Genomic DNA, 14,064 nt, shown 5'->3' with positions numbered 1-14,064 from the left:
GGGCTCAGTTCTCCTTGAACGGGAAGCCGAGGTGCTTGAGCAGGGCACGGCCTTCTTCGTTGTTGGTAGCGGTGGTCACGACAGTGATGTCCATGCCGCGCGGGCGATCGATCTTGTCCACGTCGATCTCGTGGAACATCGACTGCTCGTTCAGGCCGAACGTGTAGTTGCCGTTGCCGTCGAACTGGTTGCCGTTGAGGCCGCGGAAGTCCCGGATACGGGGAAGCGCGATGGACACGAGACGGTCCAGGAACTCCCACATGCGGTCGCCGCGCAGCGTGACGCGCGCACCGATCGGCATGCCCTCGCGCAGCTTGAACTGTGCGATGGACTTGCGGGCCTTGCGGATCTCCGGCTTCTGACCGGTGATGAGCGCGAGGTCGTTGACGGCTCCGTTGATGAGCTTCGCGTCGCGGGCGGCGTCGCCGACACCCATGTTGACGACGACCTTCACGACGCCGGGGATCTGCATGACGTTCGCGTAGTCGAACTCCGCGTTCAGCGCGTCCTTGATCTCGGCGCGGTAGCGGGCCTTCAGGCGCGGCTGGGTCTTGTTCTCGGTGGAAGTCATGTCAGAGGTCCTTCCCGTTCTTCCGGGAAATCCGAACGCGCTTGCCGGTTTCCTCATCGGTGCGGTAGCCCACGCGGGTGGGGTTTCCGTCCGAGTCGACGACCGCAACGTTGGAAACGTGGATCGGGGCCTCCTGCGTCACGATGCCGCCGGAGGAGGCGCCACGCTCGTTCGCAGAGACGGCGGTGTGCTTCTTGATACGGTTCACGCCCTCGACGAGGACCTTGTTGGTCGCCGGGTAGGCCGCGATGACCTTGCCCTTGGCGCCCTTGTCCTTGCCCGAGATGACGAGCACGGTGTCACCCTTGTGCACCTTCATCACAGCACCTCCGGAGCGAGCGAGACGATCTTCATGAACCGCTTGTCGCGGAGCTCGCGACCGACGGGTCCGAAGATGCGGGTGCCGCGAGGATCGTTGTCGCCCTTGATGATGACGGCAGCGTTCTCGTCGAACTTGATGTAGGAACCGTCCGGACGGCGGCGCTCCTTGGCGGTGCGCACGATCACGGCCTTGACGACATCGCCACGCTTGACGTTGCCGCCGGGGATCGCGTCCTTGACGGTGGCGACGATGACGTCACCGATTCCGGCGTAGCGACGGGACGAGCCACCGAGAACGCGGATGCAGAGGATCTCCTTGGCACCCGTGTTGTCGGCGACGCGCAGTCGCGACTCCTGCTGGATCACTTACTTCTCCTTGACCTGGATTGGTGTGTACGTCAGATTTCCGACCTGGACGTACGCGGTCGTCGGTCGCCTGCGGCGCACGTGCGAATCACACACGGGTCCCGTAAGCAACCCGTCCAGAGTAGGCCATATACCGTACGCAGGGCAAATTCGCGAATTGTGATGTCACTCCCCACCCCGGAACCGGGCGTGTCGCAGCGACGTCCACCGCTCCCCCGCGCGAGGGCTGTACCTACTACCGGACGCACAGCACCCCACCACCCGCGATGCGGGTGGTGGGGTGCTGCATGTTCTCGGTCCCGTCGAGGACGAGGAGGCCTTACTTGGCCTTCTCGAGCACCTCGACCAGACGCCAGCGCTTCGACGCGGACAGCGGACGGGTCTCCATCAGCTGCACGCGGTCGCCGATGCCGGCCAGACCGTTCTCGTCGTGCGCCTTCACCTTGGTCGTACGGCGGATGATCTTGCCGTACAGCGGGTGCTTCACGCGGTCCTCGAGCTCGACGACGATGGTCTTCTCCATCTTGTCCGAGACGACGTAACCGATGCGGACCTTGCGGCTCGCGCGCTGTTCCTGGTTGCTCACTGCCTTTTCCTCACTCATGCCACGTCACCCGCATTCGGGCCGGTGGCCAGTCCGAGCTCGCGCTCGCGCAGCACCGTGTAGATACGGGCGATCTCGTTGCGCACGACGCGGAGCCGACGGTTGTTGTCCAGCTGGCCGGTGGCCATCTGGAAGCGGAGGTTGAACAGCTCTTCCTTGGCTTCGCGGAGCTTGTCGGTCAGCTCTTCGTCGCTCAGCTCGCGGAGTTCCGCGGCGGGGGTACCGGTAGCCATCAGAACTGCTCCTCCCTCGTCACGATGCGGCACTTGCAGGGGAGCTTGTGCATCGCGCGACGCAGGGCCTCGCGCGCAATCTCCTCGTTGGGGTAGCTCATCTCGAACAGCACGCGACCGGGCTTGACGTTCGCGACCCACCACTCCGGCGAACCCTTACCGGAACCCATGCGGGTCTCGGCAGGCTTCTTGGTGAGGGGGCGATCCGGGAAGATGTTGATCCAGATCTTGCCGCCACGCTTGATGTGCCGGGTCATGGCGATACGAGCGGACTCGATCTGCCGGTTGGTGATGTAGGCCGGCTCGAGAGCCTGGATGCCGTAGTCACCGAAGGCCACCTGGGTTCCGCCCTTGGCGGCACCCGTACGGCTCGGATGGTGCTGCTTGCGGTGTTTGACCCGCCGGGGGATCAACATTGCGTCAGCCCTCCTTGTTCTCGGTCGAGGCAGGGGCGTCGCTCGATGCGGCGCGGCCGGCCTCGGTGCTCGTCGCGGTGGTGCCCGACGCGCCGGAACGACGCGGGCGGCTCGGACGCTCACGACGCGGCCGGTCGGCGGGAGCAGCTGCAGCAGCAGCGAGCTCGCGACGGCCACCGACGATGTCGCCCTTGTAGATCCAGACCTTCACGCCGATGCGGCCGAAGGTGGTCCGTGCCTCGTAGAGGCCGTAGTCGATGTCCGCGCGCAGCGTGTGCAGCGGGACGCGACCTTCGCGGTAGAACTCCGAACGCGACATCTCGGCGCCACCGAGGCGGCCCGAGCACTGCACGCGGATGCCCTTGACGTTCGGCTGACGCATGGCCGACTGGATGGCCTTGCGCATCGCACGACGGAAGGCGACGCGGTTCGAGAGCTGCTCGGCGACGCCCTGCGCCACGAGCTGAGCCTCGGACTCCGAGTTCTTGACCTCGAGGATGTTCAGCTGGACCTGCTTACCGGTCAGCTTCTCGAGCTCGGCGCGGATGCGATCGGCCTCGGCGCCGCGGCGTCCGATGACGATGCCCGGACGAGCGGTGTGGATGTCCACACGCACACGGTCGCGGGTGCGCTCGATCTCGACCTTCGCGATGCCGGCGCGCTCGAGGCCGGAGGCCAGGAACTTGCGGATCGCGACATCTTCCTTGACGTAGTCCGCGTACTGCTTGTCCGCGTACCAACGAGACTTCCAGTCGGTGGTGACGCCCAGACGGAAGCCGTGCGGGTTGATCTTCTGGCCCACTACTGAGCTCCCTTCCGGCGGTTACGAGTCGAGGCCGACCCGACGCTTTCCACGATCACGGTGATGTGGCTCGACCGCTTGCGGATGCGGAACGCACGGCCCTGGGCACGCGGCTGGAACCGCTTCAGGGTCGCACCCTCGTCCACGTACGCAGTCGCGACGACGAGCGTGCTGGGGTCGAGGTTGTAGTTGTTCTGCGCGTTCGCAGCGGCCGACGCGATCACCTTGGCGACCGGCTCGGCCGCGGCCTGCGGCGCGAACTTGAGGATGGCCAGGGCCTCCTCGACGGACTTACCGCGAACGATGTCGACGACGCGGCGCGCCTTCATCGGGGTCACGCGCACGTGGCGCGCAACAGCCCGAGCGCTGTTGGTGGTGGTTTCAGTGCTCATCGACGCTTGCTCTTCCGGTCGTCCTTGATGTGGCCCTTGAACGTACGGGTCGGCGCGAACTCACCGAGCTTGTGACCGACCATGGACTCCGAGACGAACACCGGCACGTGCTTGCGTCCATCGTGGACAGCGAACGTATGACCGATGAAGTCGGGCAGAATCGTGGAACGGCGCGACCAGGTCTTGATGACCTGCTTGGTGCCCTTCTCGTTCTGCGTGTCCACCTTCGCCAGGAGGTGGTCGTCGACGAACGGGCCCTTCTTGAGGCTGCGTGGCATTCTCTAACTCCCTCCTTGACTAGCGCTTCTTGCCGGTACGGCGACGACGGACGATGAGCTTGTCGGACGCCTTGTTCTTGCGGGTGCGGCCCTCGGGCTTGCCCCACGGGCTGACCGGGTGGCGACCACCCGAGGTCTTGCCCTCGCCACCACCGTGCGGGTGGTCGACCGGGTTCATCACGACACCACGGACGGTCGGGCGCTTGCCCTTCCAGCGCATACGGCCGGCCTTGCCCCAGTTGATGTTCGACTGCTCGGCGTTGCCGACCTCGCCGACGGTGGCGCGGCAGCGCACGTCGACGCGGCGGATCTCGCCGGAGGGCATACGCAGCGTGGCGTAGGTGCCTTCCTTACCGAGGAGCTGAATGCTCGCACCGGCGGAGCGGGCCATCTTGGCGCCGCCACCCGGACGCAGCTCGACCGCGTGGATGGTCGTACCCGTCGGGATGTTGCGCAGCGGCAGGTTGTTGCCGGGCTTGATGTCGGCGTTGGGGCCCGACTCGACCGGAGCACCCTGCACGAGGCCCTTGGGGGCGATGATGTAGCGCTTCTCGCCGTCCACGTAGTGGAGCAGCGCGATGCGCGCGGTGCGGTTGGGGTCGTACTCGATGTGAGCGACCTTGGCCGGCACGCCGTCCTTGTCGTTGCGACGGAAATCGATCAGGCGGTAGGCGCGCTTGTGTCCGCCACCCTTGTGACGGGTGGTGATGCGGCCGTGCGCATTACGTCCACCGCGACCGTGCAGCGGGCGCACCAGCGACTTCTCGGGCGTCGACCGAGTGATCTCGGCGAAGTCCGCCACGCTGGCGCCACGACGGCCCGGCGTAGTCGGCTTGTACTTACGGATTGCCATGAGTCTTCTCGTCCTCTATCTCTCGAGAGTTCCGATCGCTAGGCGACCGGGCCTCCGAAGATCTCGATGGGCTTGCTGTCGGCCGTGAGGGTCACGAGCGCGCGCTTGGTGTTCTTGCGCTTGCCGTAACCGAACCGGGTCCGCTTGCGCTTGCCCTGACGGTTGGCGGTGTTGACGCTGCTCACCTTGACGCCGAAGACCTTCTCGACGGCAATCTTGATCTGCGTCTTGTTCGAGTCCGGGTGGACCAGGAAGGTGTAGGTGCCCTCTTCCATCAGCCCGTAAGACTTCTCGGAGACGACGGGAGCCAGCAGGATGTCGCGAGGATCGGCGATCGTGCTCACTTGCTCTCCTCCTTAACTTCCTGGCCGGACTCGGCCGGCCCGTGGATGAACGTGTTGAGCGCCTCGACGCTGAACACGACGTCATCGCTGTAGAGCACGTCGTAGGTGTTCAGCTGATCCGGGGCGAGCGCGTGAACGTTGGGAAGGTTCTGAACCGACTTCCACGCCGCCACGTCTTCACGGCCGACGACGAGCAGGACCTTCTTGCGGTCGCTGATCTCGCCCAGGAACGTGCGAGCACTCTTCGTCGACGGGGTCTGACCCGCGACGAGTTCGGTGATCACGTGGATGCGCTCGTTGCGCGCCCGGTCGGAGAGGGCTCCGCGCAGGGCGGCGGCCTTCATCTTCTTGGGGGTGCGCTGGCTGTAGTCGCGCGGCTGCGGGCCGTGGACGGTGCCACCGCCGGCGAACTGCGGCGCACGGGTCGAGCCCTGACGTGCGCGGCCGGTGCCCTTCTGGCGGTACGGCTTCTTGCCACCGCCGCGGACGTCGCCGCGGGTCTTGGTGGCGTGCGTTCCCTGGCGGGCCGCGGCGAGCTGCGCGGTGACGACCTGGTGCAGCAGCGCGATGTTCGCGGGAGCGTCGAAGATCTCGGCGGGGAGATCGACGGAGCCGGAGGTCTGGCCACCGGGGGCCTTGACGTCCAGGGTCAGCTTGGTTGCGGTCTCGGTGCTGGTCATGCCCGTGCACCACCCTTCACTGCGGTCTTGACGATCACGAGGCCGCCCTTGCGACCCGGGATCGCGCCCTTGATCAGCAGCAGACCGTTCTCGGCGTCCACCTTGTGGACCGAGAGGTTCTGCGTCGTGATGCGGTCGGAGCCCATACGGCCGGACATGCGCGTGCCCTTGAACACGCGGCCCGGGGTGGCGCAACCACCGATGGAGCCCGGACGACGGTGCACGGCCTGCGTACCGTGCGACGCACCCTGGCCGGCGAAGCCGTGACGCTTCATGGTGCCGGCGAAGCCCTTGCCCTTCGAGGTGCCGGTGACGTCGACGTAGGCGCCGTCCTCGAACACCTCTGCGGTGAGTTCCTGGCCGACCTCGTACTCGGAGGCGTCCTCGATCCGGAGCTCGACCAGGTGACGGCGCGGCGTGACGCCGGCCTTCTCGAACTGGCCGCGAACCGGCTTGTTGACCTTGCGCGGCGCGATGGCACCGTAGGCGAGCTGCACGGCGTTGTAGCCGTCGCGCTCCTCGGTGCGGATCTGCGTGACCACGTTCGGTCCGGCCTTGACGACGGTGACCGGGACGACCCGGTTGTTCTCGTCGAAGACCTGGGTCATGCCGAGCTTGGTGCCCAGGATTCCCTTGATCTGGTTAGTCATGTGTTGTCTCCGCTGCGTCTTTCACAAGCTCGCTGTAATCGAATGTCACTGAATGTTGACGTCGACACTCGCCGGGAGATCGATGCGCATGAGCGCGTCGACGGTCTTCGGCGTCGGGTCGAGGATGTCGATGAGCCGCTTGTGCGTCCGCATCTCGAAGTGCTCGCGCGAGTCCTTGTACTTGTGCGGCGAGCGGATGACGCAGTACACGTTCTTTTCAGTGGGCAACGGCACCGGGCCGACCACGCGGGCACCCGTACGGGTCACCGTCTCGACGATCTTGCGCGCAGATGCGTCGATCGCCTCGTGGTCATAGGCCTTGAGCCTGATGCGGATCTTCTGTCCCGCCACGCTTAGTGTCCTTTTCTTGCCGCGTTTCGTGATCCCCGGCGGAGCCGGAAACCACCTCGTCTGCACAGTTCCCCAGGGAACGGCGACCGAGAACAGCACTCGAAACACAGTGCGAGCCGGACGTATCCGATCCGCTTGCCGCTGTTCATCTGTCATTGTTCTCCGGTCCACGCGGTCGGGCGTGTCGGCCCGCCGCTCATTCCCCGGCGTCGATACTCGAAGGCTTCGACACCGCAAGGAACGGAACCGGCTGCGCTCCGCAGGAGCACACAGGGGTACTGCTTCCGTCTTGCATGTGGCCGCGACCAGGCCGTGAGGCTCGATCCGCGACTGTCACGTCTTTCCCGTTCCGAGCCGCGAAACATCCATGGCCCGGTCAAGGCAACCCGACCAGTATGCAGGAGCACGGCCGAGAGTTCAACTCACGACGGTGCGTGATCTGCACCTCGGCGATACGCCGTGCGGTGGGGTCCGCGTGGTCGAGCCTAGCCGATGGGGTTCATCGGCAGGGTCCGAACCGGAGCGGCCGCACCGATCGTATTCGTCGGGTCGGGGCCGGGACCCGGCGGCACCTGCGCCACCTCGGGGACCCGCGCGCCGGCGGCGACGAGTTGCGGCTCGTCACGCCAGACCGGCAGCGCCTCCTGCAGTTCGAGCCCGATGCCGATGAGACGTTCGTCCTGCCACGGCCGCGCGCCGAGCTGCACACCGACCGGCATCCCTGTCACGGCGGAATACCCGGCGGGCAGCGTCACCACGGGGGCACCGGAGTAGTTCGCCCAGCGCACAGGACCCGTCACTCCGGCCGTGACGCTGATGCCGAGGAACTCCTGGCGCCGTGCGCCGTCGACGGAGGCGCCGGGCAGCATGATCGCGTCGAGATCCTGGTCGACGAACATCCGGTTGTAGTCGCTCTGGTAGCGCAGGCGGTCGCGTTCGAAGGTGAGGTAGTCGCCTACCGGCACGGCCAGCGAGGCCACTGCCGTGCCTGCGGCCACCGCGTTCTCGGGACGGTACAGGCCGAGCCGGTCGGTGAACTGCTGGTGGTAGGCGCCCATCTCGACCTGGTCGCCGGTCGCGAGGGATTCGGGCAGCGGCGGCATCGTCACCGGGACGGTGACCGCGCCGAGCGACTCCGCCACCCGCGCCGCGTCGTCGACGACGCGCTGCACGGCCTCGGGAGGTGCGGGATTCGTGTTCACGGGCAGGCCGATGCGCACGCCGGCGAGGGGACTCGCTCCACCGGCCGGCGTCACCGGATAACCACCCTCGGGAACGTCGGGGCCGAGTGCCGTGATCGGGTCGGCCGGGTCCGCGCCCGCGAGCACGGTCATCATCAGGGACGCGTCCGCAACACTGCGGCCCATCGGACCCACGTGGTCGCGGGTCCAGGTCAGCGGGATCATGCCGTGCGAGGTGATGCGCCCGTAGGTCGGCTTGATCGAGGAGACACCGCAGGCGCTCGCCGGGAACCGGACCGAACCGCCGGTGTCGCTGCCGAGCGCGAGGGGCGCGAACCGTGCGGCGAGCACGGCCGCGCTGCCGCCCGACGATCCGCCGGGCGACATCTCGGTGTTCCACGGGTTGCCCACCTGTGGGGTGGCGACACCGATCGCGAACTCGTCGGTGTGCGCGTGCCCCATGAGCACCGCGCCGGCGTCCTCGAGTCGACGCCACACACCCGAGTGGCCGGCCGCGATGTTGCCCTCGAGCACGCGGCTCGACGCCGTGAGCGGTAGTCCGGACACCGCGAAGATGTCCTTGAGCGCGATCGGAAGCCCGCACACGAGCGGTGCCGGGGCCTGATCGCGGCGCGCGCGGGCGAGCCGCTCCCCCGCCGCGTCGGCCGCCGCGTAGGCGACCTCGGGGTAGAGCCGGATCCACGCACCGATCGCTCCGTCGTACGAGCGGGTGCGGTCCAGACAAGCGTCGAGCAGTTCCCGGGGGTGCAGTTCGCCGGCGTGCAGCAGCGCTGCCGCCTCGACCGCACTCATCCTCGCGGGATCGGTGACGGTGACGGTGTCGGGTGGAGGAAGCCTGCGTGGCGGAGCCGCACGACCGCTCCCCGCGGTCGCACCCCACGCGAACAATCCGCCGGCGGCCCCTCCCAGTAACCGTCGGCGTGATACTCCGGTGCTCACCCCGCCAACCAAACCACGAACTGCGTCACGATCCGGGCGAGGCGGGGAATGTGTGCCACATGTCACCCCCGGCCGTGATGCCGTCGAGACCGTGCGGTGATAATGCGAGCCGTCCACCAGAGGAAGGCGCATGCCATGAACTCGTCCGCTTCGTCCGGATCATCACGGTCTCCGAAGATTCGTCGGCGACCGCAGCTCTCGGACGACGTGGCGGCGCACGTGAGAAACCTCATCATGTCCGGCGGTGTGCGACCCGGCGATTTCGTCCGTCTGGACGAGACCGCGGCCGAACTCGGGGTGAGCGTGACCCCGGTGCGCGAGGCTCTGCTCACCCTCCGTGGTGAGGGGCTCGTCGAACTCGTCCCCCATCGCGGGTACGTGGTGTCCCCGCTCGACAGATCGGACATCGACGACATCTTCTGGCTCCAGGGCAGACTCGCCGAGCGGCTCGTGGAGCGCGCCGCGACCCTGATGACGGCCGAGACCCTCGCGGAGCTCGACGAGCTGGCCGCGCGTTTCGCCGAGGCCGTGCGGGCCGGTGACGGCGCGCGCATCGAGGACCTCGAATTCGAGTTCCACCGGACGTTGAACCGGGTGGCGCGTTCGCGCAAGCTCGCGTGGTTCCTCCACAACGCGACCCGGTACACCCCCGTGCACTTCTACTCCGACGATCGCAACTGGGGGACGGCGGCGATCGCCTCGCACGAGCGGTTGCTGCAGGCGCTGCGCACCGGTGACGTCGAGGCCGCCGGACGCGAGACGCGCGAACACTTCACCGACGGGGCCCACCGACTCGTCGAACACCTCGAAGATCTCGGCGTCTGGTCCTGACCGACCGGCGTGAACACCCCGAGGGGAACGGACGTCGGCGCCGACGCGCATGTCCGTCCACCCCTCCCGGGATCGTGCGCACCGGTACGATTCCGACGGTGACGGACCGACCCGTCCCCGACGGGGACCGAGATCTACGGCGGGGTGTGATGTGAGCGATCACGACCAGGCAGTTCTCGTGGAGGACGTCCACAAGTCGTTCGGCGACGTCCACGCACTCGACGGGATCAGCTTCTCTGCACCGCCGGGCCGTGTCCTCGGCATCCTCGGCCCCAACGGCGCCGGCAAGACCACGATGGTCAAGGTGCTGTCGACACTGTTGCGTCCCACCTCGGGTCGCGCCGTGGTCGCCGGGCACGATGTGGTCGCCGACGCCGCAGCGGTCCGGCGGTCGATCATGATGACCGGCCAGTTCGCCGCGCTCGACGACACCCTCACCGGCCGGGAGAACCTGATCCTGTTCGGCCGCCTGATGGGTCTGGACAAGAAGTCGGCCACCCGGCGCGCCGACGATCTGCTCCGGGAGTTCGATCTCGTCGACGCCGGTCGCCGCCCCGTGAAGGGTTATTCCGGCGGTATGCGCCGCCGGGTCGACATCGCGTGCGGCCTCGTGGTCCGTCCCAAGGTGGTCTTCCTCGACGAGCCGACCACCGGTCTCGACCCGCGCAGCCGGCAGGGCGTGTGGTCGCTGGTGGCGGCGCTCAAGGACCAGGGCATCACGGTGCTCCTGACGACGCAGTACCTCGAAGAGGCCGACGTGCTGAGCGACAACATCATCGTCATCGACAAGGGCACCGTGATCGCGGAGGGCACCGCGAACCAGCTGAAGTCCTCCGCGGGTGGCACCCACTGCGAGATCGTTCCGGCCGACCCGCGGGCGATACCCGAGATCCTGCACGCCCTGGACGGTCTGCTCCCCCAGGACGTCCTGGTGGGTACGGTCCCCGACACGGATCGGGTGTCCGTCCCGGCACCGGACGGCGCCGCGACCCTCACCGAGGTGCTGCGGCGCATCGAACCCCTGGGCATCGAACTCGCCGACATCGGTCTGCGACGTCCCTCGCTCGACGACGTCTTCCTCCGCCTCACCGGGCACTCCGCTTCCGACGGCGGCGGTCCGACGGACGGTGGCCCCACGAACGGCGGCCCGACAGCGCCGCCCGAGGCGGAACGAGCGGTGCCTGCGCCGGCAGGTGAGCGGCCGTGACGGCCCGCACCGACGAGACGGTCCGCGGGACGGAAGCCTCCACGGTCTCGTTCACCGACTCCTCGTCCACCCTTCCCGCACGTCGGGGAGGTGTCCACCGCCGGATCACGCCGTCGGGCGTCGAGCAGTGGTGGGTGCTGACGCTCCGGTCGTTGCGCACGATGGCGCGGTACGGCGAGTTGGTCCTCGCGGTCCTGGCACCGTTCGTCTTCGGTCTCGGCTTCTATCTGCCGCTCAAGTTCGTGATGCAGTTGCAGGGCATCGACTACGCGCAGTTCCTGATGCCCATCATCGTGTTGCAGTCGATGGCGTTCACCGCCATCTCCGCGGCGCAGCTGGCAGCACAGGAGGGCACGACCGGTGTGACCTCGCGTCTGCAGACGATGCCCGTCGCCCCGGCGGCGCCCCTGGCGTCACGGATGACGGCGAGCATGGTGCGGTCGGTCATCTCCTTGGCCGCGGCGATCGGATTCGGTTATCTCATCGGTTTCCGTTTCTCCGCCGGGCCCGGGCAGGCAGCGTTGTTCTGCGCGACCGCACTGATCATCAGCCTGTTGTTGTGCCTGGGCGCCGACGCGATCGGATGTCTGTCCCGGAGCCCCGAGGCCACAGCGCAGGCGCTGACCCTGCCGCAGCTGATCCTCGGGATGCTCTCGTGCGGTTTCGTGCCCGAGGAGGGATTCCCCGAGTGGATCAGACCGTTCGTCCGCAACCAGCCGATCTCGCAGTTCTCCTTCGCGATGCGCGACATGGCCCAGGACGGCGTGACCTGGGAGGTCTTCCGGCCGAGCCTGTTCTGGATGATCGGGCTGGCCGTGATCTGCATCCCGGGCGCCGTGTGGGCCGCGACGAGGCGGGAGTGAGTCGATGAGCAAGACCGTCGAGACACAGCGGGCACGGGCCCGATCGCGGGAGCGGGCAGGGACTCCGGGTCGCGCCTTCGCCTATCCCGAACCGGATCGTGTCCGCAGCGAGAGTTCCCTCGGCGCACTGTGGGAGCACAGTCGCCTGCAGTGCGGTCGGCTGCTGCTCAGATGGGCCCGCGATCCGGCCACGATGATCCAGGCGCTCATCTATCCGGCGCTCACCCTGGTGATGTTCCGCATCGTGCTCGGCGACAGCATCACCGCCGCGACCGGCTATTCGTCGATCTTCGGCACCGTGCCCATGATCGTGCTCGTCGGCGCGATGTTCGGCTCGGTCGTCAGCGCGGTGGGGCTGCGCACCGAACGCGATTCCGGCCTGCTGAGCCGGTTCCACACGCTGCCCGTCCACCGCTCGTCCGGTCTGGTGGGACGATTGATGGCGGAGATGGTGCGCGTGTTCGTCACCTCTCTCGTGATCTTCGCCGCCGGTATGGCGTTGGGTTTCCGGTTCACGCAGGGCATCGGCCCCACCCTGCTCAGCCTCGTGGTCCCGCTGATCTTCGGTCTGGGATTCGCGATGATGGTGACGGCTCTGGCGACCCTGCCGGGACGCACACCCCTCGTCGAGACCGTCTCGATCCTGTGCACCCTGCTCATGTTCTTCAACTCGGGGTTCGTGCCGGTCATGGCGTATCCGAGCTGGCTGCAACCCGTGGTGGCGAACCAGCCGATGTCCTGCGCGATCGACACCATGCGCTCGCTCGCGATGGGTGGTCCGATCGCGGAACCGTTCCTGAAGACCGTCCTGTGGTCGGCCGGGATGGTGGCGATCTTCGTGGTCCCCGCCGTCGTCGGATACCGGCGCTCGGCCGAACAGAATTGATCTTCCACTCTCCGGACCACCCCGCGACCTGCTGTTACGCTGTCCCGCGATCCCGACCCGTGTGAACGCCGTACCCAGAGCGTTCGCCGAGGAGTTTCGTATGTTCCGTTTTCGTCGCAGCACACTCGTGTCCGGCGTCGCCGTCCTCGCCGTCTCCGCATCGGCACTCGTCGCGCCGGCGATCTCGGCCGCCGATCCGATCCCGGCCGACCGGCGGGATGCCGATCCGGCGGCCACCGCCCCCGCTCCCGTACCGCTCCCCACCTCGGCGGATGCGCCGGACAGTCGCCTCGCTGCCCTGCTGAGCACGATGGGCCAGGGCATCGACGGTGCGAACGACCTCGGGTGTGTGCCGTCGCCGGAGCATCCACGTCCGGTCGTCCTCGTGCACGGCACCGGGGCGGGCATGTACCCGACATGGACCTATGTCGCGCCCGAACTCGAACGGCTCGGGTACTGCGTCTACGCATTGAACTACGGCGCCGCGCAGGGGTATCTCGATCCCGATCGCACGGTGTGGGGCGTGTCGAACATCGAGAGGTCCGCCGAGGAACTCGGAACGTTCGTCGACGCGGTCCTCGAGCACACCGGCGCCGGGCAGGTCGATCTCGTCGGTCACTCCCAAGGTGGTGTCGTCTCCCGCCAGTACCTGAAGTTCGAGGGCGGCGCGAACCCGGCCGATCCTGCCCTCAACCGCGTCCGGAACCTCGTGATGCTGGGTGCGACCAACCACGGCACCACCTTCAACGGTCTCCAGCAGCTCTACACGGTGCTCGCCGTGCTCGGCCTGACGAACGGCAGCGATGCGGTGGCCGAGTTGTTGTTCCGCGGCACCGATCTCGGTGCCGCCGGCCAGCAGCAGTTGATCGGCTCGCGCATGCTCAGCAATCTGAACAAGGACGGCGACACCCGTCCCGGCGTGACGTACACGTCGATCGCCACGCGCTACGACCAGATCGTCACGCCACCGGAGAGCTCGTTCCTGCGGCCCGGACCGGGCGCCGAGGTCCGCAACGTGTGGGTCCAGGACGGCTGCCCGAGTTCCCCCGCCGACCACTCCACGATCCTCATGCGGCCCGAATCGCTCCACCTGGTGAAGGCCGCCCTCGACCCCGACTACGCGGCCGGAAACTCCGTGCCGTGCCCGGCGCCCGAGGCCGGATAGCGCCGTCGCACCTCGGTCGACCGTCGAACACCGAACGTCGAACACCGAACGCAGAAGGCCCCTACCGCTACGCGAGCGGTAGGGGCCTTCTGCTGTGCTCTGTCGCCGAG

The 14,064-nt window shown here is 67.5% G+C and carries 20 protein-coding genes; 5 read left to right on the top strand and 15 right to left on the bottom strand.

The features are described 5' to 3' along the window. Window positions 1-4: 4 nt before the first annotated feature. From rplE to B9C99_RS08920, 15 genes are all read right to left on the bottom strand, one after another. A complete protein-coding gene (rplE, locus tag B9C99_RS08990) occupies window positions 5-571 on the bottom strand; it encodes a 50S ribosomal protein L5 (protein WP_006554599.1) in 567 nt (188 codons plus the stop codon). Between the two features lies 1 nt (window position 572). Continuing rightward, window positions 573-890: a 50S ribosomal protein L24 gene (gene rplX / locus B9C99_RS08985; RefSeq protein ID WP_016694617.1), complete on the bottom strand. Its 318-nt coding sequence runs from the start codon at window positions 888-890 to the stop codon at window positions 573-575. Then, the gene (gene rplN, locus B9C99_RS08980; protein ID WP_006554601.1) at window positions 890-1,258 is read right to left on the bottom strand and encodes a 50S ribosomal protein L14; all 369 of its coding nucleotides are present in this window, start codon (window positions 1,256-1,258) and stop codon (window positions 890-892) included. Before rplN ends, rplX begins: the two co-directional genes overlap by 1 nt. A 319-nt stretch (window positions 1,259-1,577) precedes the next feature. Then, the gene (gene rpsQ / locus B9C99_RS08975) at window positions 1,578-1,862 is read right to left on the bottom strand and encodes a 30S ribosomal protein S17 (protein ID WP_024101619.1); all 285 of its coding nucleotides are present in this window, start codon (window positions 1,860-1,862) and stop codon (window positions 1,578-1,580) included. After that, window positions 1,859-2,095, bottom strand: a complete 237-nt coding sequence (gene rpmC, locus B9C99_RS08970; RefSeq protein ID WP_006554603.1) for a 50S ribosomal protein L29 — start codon at window positions 2,093-2,095, stop codon at window positions 1,859-1,861. Before rpmC ends, rpsQ begins: the two co-directional genes overlap by 4 nt. Continuing rightward, on the bottom strand, window positions 2,095-2,511 hold the full coding sequence (rplP, locus tag B9C99_RS08965; protein WP_006554604.1) for a 50S ribosomal protein L16: 417 nt from the start codon (window positions 2,509-2,511) through the stop codon (window positions 2,095-2,097). The genes rpmC and rplP overlap by 1 nt, the downstream gene beginning before the upstream one ends. Window positions 2,512-2,515: 4 nt before the next feature. Then, window positions 2,516-3,313: a 30S ribosomal protein S3 gene (rpsC, locus tag B9C99_RS08960; protein WP_006554605.1), complete on the bottom strand. Its 798-nt coding sequence runs from the start codon at window positions 3,311-3,313 to the stop codon at window positions 2,516-2,518. After that, on the bottom strand, window positions 3,313-3,705 hold the full coding sequence (gene rplV / locus B9C99_RS08955) for a 50S ribosomal protein L22 (RefSeq protein ID WP_006554606.1): 393 nt from the start codon (window positions 3,703-3,705) through the stop codon (window positions 3,313-3,315). The genes rpsC and rplV overlap by 1 nt, the downstream gene beginning before the upstream one ends. Continuing rightward, window positions 3,702-3,983 (bottom strand): 30S ribosomal protein S19, encoded by a 282-nt coding sequence (rpsS, locus tag B9C99_RS08950; RefSeq protein ID WP_003938088.1) that lies wholly within the window; start codon window positions 3,981-3,983, stop codon window positions 3,702-3,704. Before rpsS ends, rplV begins: the two co-directional genes overlap by 4 nt. A gap of 19 nt (window positions 3,984-4,002) precedes the next feature. Then, window positions 4,003-4,836 carry a 50S ribosomal protein L2 gene (rplB, locus tag B9C99_RS08945; RefSeq protein WP_024101620.1) on the bottom strand — a complete coding sequence of 278 codons (834 nt, stop codon included), beginning with the start codon at window positions 4,834-4,836 and terminating at the stop codon, window positions 4,003-4,005. A 38-nt stretch (window positions 4,837-4,874) separates the two neighbouring features. Further along, window positions 4,875-5,180 carry a 50S ribosomal protein L23 gene (gene rplW, locus B9C99_RS08940; protein WP_006554608.1) on the bottom strand — a complete coding sequence of 102 codons (306 nt, stop codon included), beginning with the start codon at window positions 5,178-5,180 and terminating at the stop codon, window positions 4,875-4,877. Continuing rightward, window positions 5,177-5,860, bottom strand: a complete 684-nt coding sequence (rplD, locus tag B9C99_RS08935; protein ID WP_016694619.1) for a 50S ribosomal protein L4 — start codon at window positions 5,858-5,860, stop codon at window positions 5,177-5,179. The genes rplW and rplD overlap by 4 nt, the downstream gene beginning before the upstream one ends. Next, complete coding sequence (rplC, locus tag B9C99_RS08930; protein ID WP_006554610.1) at window positions 5,857-6,510, bottom strand: 50S ribosomal protein L3; 654 nt, start codon at window positions 6,508-6,510, stop codon at window positions 5,857-5,859. Before rplC ends, rplD begins: the two co-directional genes overlap by 4 nt. A gap of 45 nt (window positions 6,511-6,555) precedes the next feature. Next, entirely contained in the window at window positions 6,556-6,861 is a 306-nt protein-coding gene (gene rpsJ / locus B9C99_RS08925) for a 30S ribosomal protein S10 (RefSeq protein WP_003938093.1), read from the bottom strand. A 485-nt stretch (window positions 6,862-7,346) separates the two neighbouring features. Then, the gene (locus tag B9C99_RS08920; protein ID WP_088897614.1) at window positions 7,347-8,855 is read right to left on the bottom strand and encodes an amidase; all 1,509 of its coding nucleotides are present in this window, start codon (window positions 8,853-8,855) and stop codon (window positions 7,347-7,349) included. Between the two features lie 282 nt (window positions 8,856-9,137). Between B9C99_RS08920 and B9C99_RS08915 the strand changes: the two genes are divergently transcribed. The 5 genes from B9C99_RS08915 (at window position 9,138) to B9C99_RS08895 (ending at window position 13,954) form a co-directional block, all read left to right on the top strand. Beyond that, window positions 9,138-9,833, top strand: coding sequence for a GntR family transcriptional regulator (locus tag B9C99_RS08915; RefSeq protein ID WP_088897613.1), 696 nt, complete (start codon window positions 9,138-9,140; stop codon window positions 9,831-9,833). A 151-nt stretch (window positions 9,834-9,984) separates the two neighbouring features. Further along, window positions 9,985-11,040 (top strand): ATP-binding cassette domain-containing protein, encoded by a 1,056-nt coding sequence (locus B9C99_RS08910; protein WP_088897612.1) that lies wholly within the window; start codon window positions 9,985-9,987, stop codon window positions 11,038-11,040. Beyond that, window positions 11,037-11,903, top strand: coding sequence for an ABC transporter permease (locus B9C99_RS08905; protein WP_033096988.1), 867 nt, complete (start codon window positions 11,037-11,039; stop codon window positions 11,901-11,903). Before B9C99_RS08910 ends, B9C99_RS08905 begins: the two co-directional genes overlap by 4 nt. 4 nt (window positions 11,904-11,907) lie before the next feature. Next, entirely contained in the window at window positions 11,908-12,789 is an 882-nt protein-coding gene (locus B9C99_RS08900) for an ABC transporter permease (protein WP_088897611.1), read from the top strand. A 100-nt stretch (window positions 12,790-12,889) separates the two neighbouring features. After that, complete coding sequence (locus B9C99_RS08895) at window positions 12,890-13,954, top strand: triacylglycerol lipase (RefSeq protein ID WP_088897610.1); 1,065 nt, start codon at window positions 12,890-12,892, stop codon at window positions 13,952-13,954. The last annotated feature ends 110 nt before the right edge of the window (window positions 13,955-14,064 follow it).

This window comes from Rhodococcus sp. BUPNP1 (genome assembly GCF_002215235.1).
Taxonomy (GTDB): domain Bacteria; phylum Actinomycetota; class Actinomycetes; order Mycobacteriales; family Mycobacteriaceae; genus Rhodococcus.
Note: the sequence above shows the minus strand (reverse complement) of the source record. Positions and strands in the feature narration are given on the sequence as shown.

What these genes read in the sequence shown, in the direction of transcription:
- rplE (WP_006554599.1), bottom strand. Translation starts at nt 571, where the DNA reads ATGACTTCCACCGAGAACAAGACCCAGCCGCGCCTGAAGGCCCGCTAC.
- rplX (WP_016694617.1), bottom strand. Translation starts at nt 890, where the DNA reads ATGAAGGTGCACAAGGGTGACACCGTGCTCGTCATCTCGGGCAAGGAC.
- rpsQ (WP_024101619.1), bottom strand. Translation starts at nt 1,862, where the DNA reads ATGAGTGAGGAAAAGGCAGTGAGCAACCAGGAACAGCGCGCGAGCCGC.
- rpmC (WP_006554603.1), bottom strand. Translation starts at nt 2,095, where the DNA reads ATGGCTACCGGTACCCCCGCCGCGGAACTCCGCGAGCTGAGCGACGAA.
- rplP (WP_006554604.1), bottom strand. Translation starts at nt 2,511, where the DNA reads ATGTTGATCCCCCGGCGGGTCAAACACCGCAAGCAGCACCATCCGAGC.
- rplV (WP_006554606.1), bottom strand. Translation starts at nt 3,705, where the DNA reads ATGAGCACTGAAACCACCACCAACAGCGCTCGGGCTGTTGCGCGCCAC.
- rpsS (WP_003938088.1), bottom strand. Translation starts at nt 3,983, where the DNA reads ATGCCACGCAGCCTCAAGAAGGGCCCGTTCGTCGACGACCACCTCCTG.
- rplB (WP_024101620.1), bottom strand. Translation starts at nt 4,836, where the DNA reads ATGGCAATCCGTAAGTACAAGCCGACTACGCCGGGCCGTCGTGGCGCC.
- rplD (WP_016694619.1), bottom strand. Translation starts at nt 5,860, where the DNA reads ATGACCAGCACCGAGACCGCAACCAAGCTGACCCTGGACGTCAAGGCC.
- rplC (WP_006554610.1), bottom strand. Translation starts at nt 6,510, where the DNA reads ATGACTAACCAGATCAAGGGAATCCTGGGCACCAAGCTCGGCATGACC.
- B9C99_RS08920 (WP_088897614.1), bottom strand. Translation starts at nt 8,855, where the DNA reads ATGAGTGCGGTCGAGGCGGCAGCGCTGCTGCACGCCGGCGAACTGCAC.
- B9C99_RS08915 (WP_088897613.1), top strand. Translation starts at nt 9,138, where the DNA reads ATGAACTCGTCCGCTTCGTCCGGATCATCACGGTCTCCGAAGATTCGT.
- B9C99_RS08900 (WP_088897611.1), top strand. Translation starts at nt 11,908, where the DNA reads ATGAGCAAGACCGTCGAGACACAGCGGGCACGGGCCCGATCGCGGGAG.
- B9C99_RS08895 (WP_088897610.1), top strand. Translation starts at nt 12,890, where the DNA reads ATGTTCCGTTTTCGTCGCAGCACACTCGTGTCCGGCGTCGCCGTCCTC.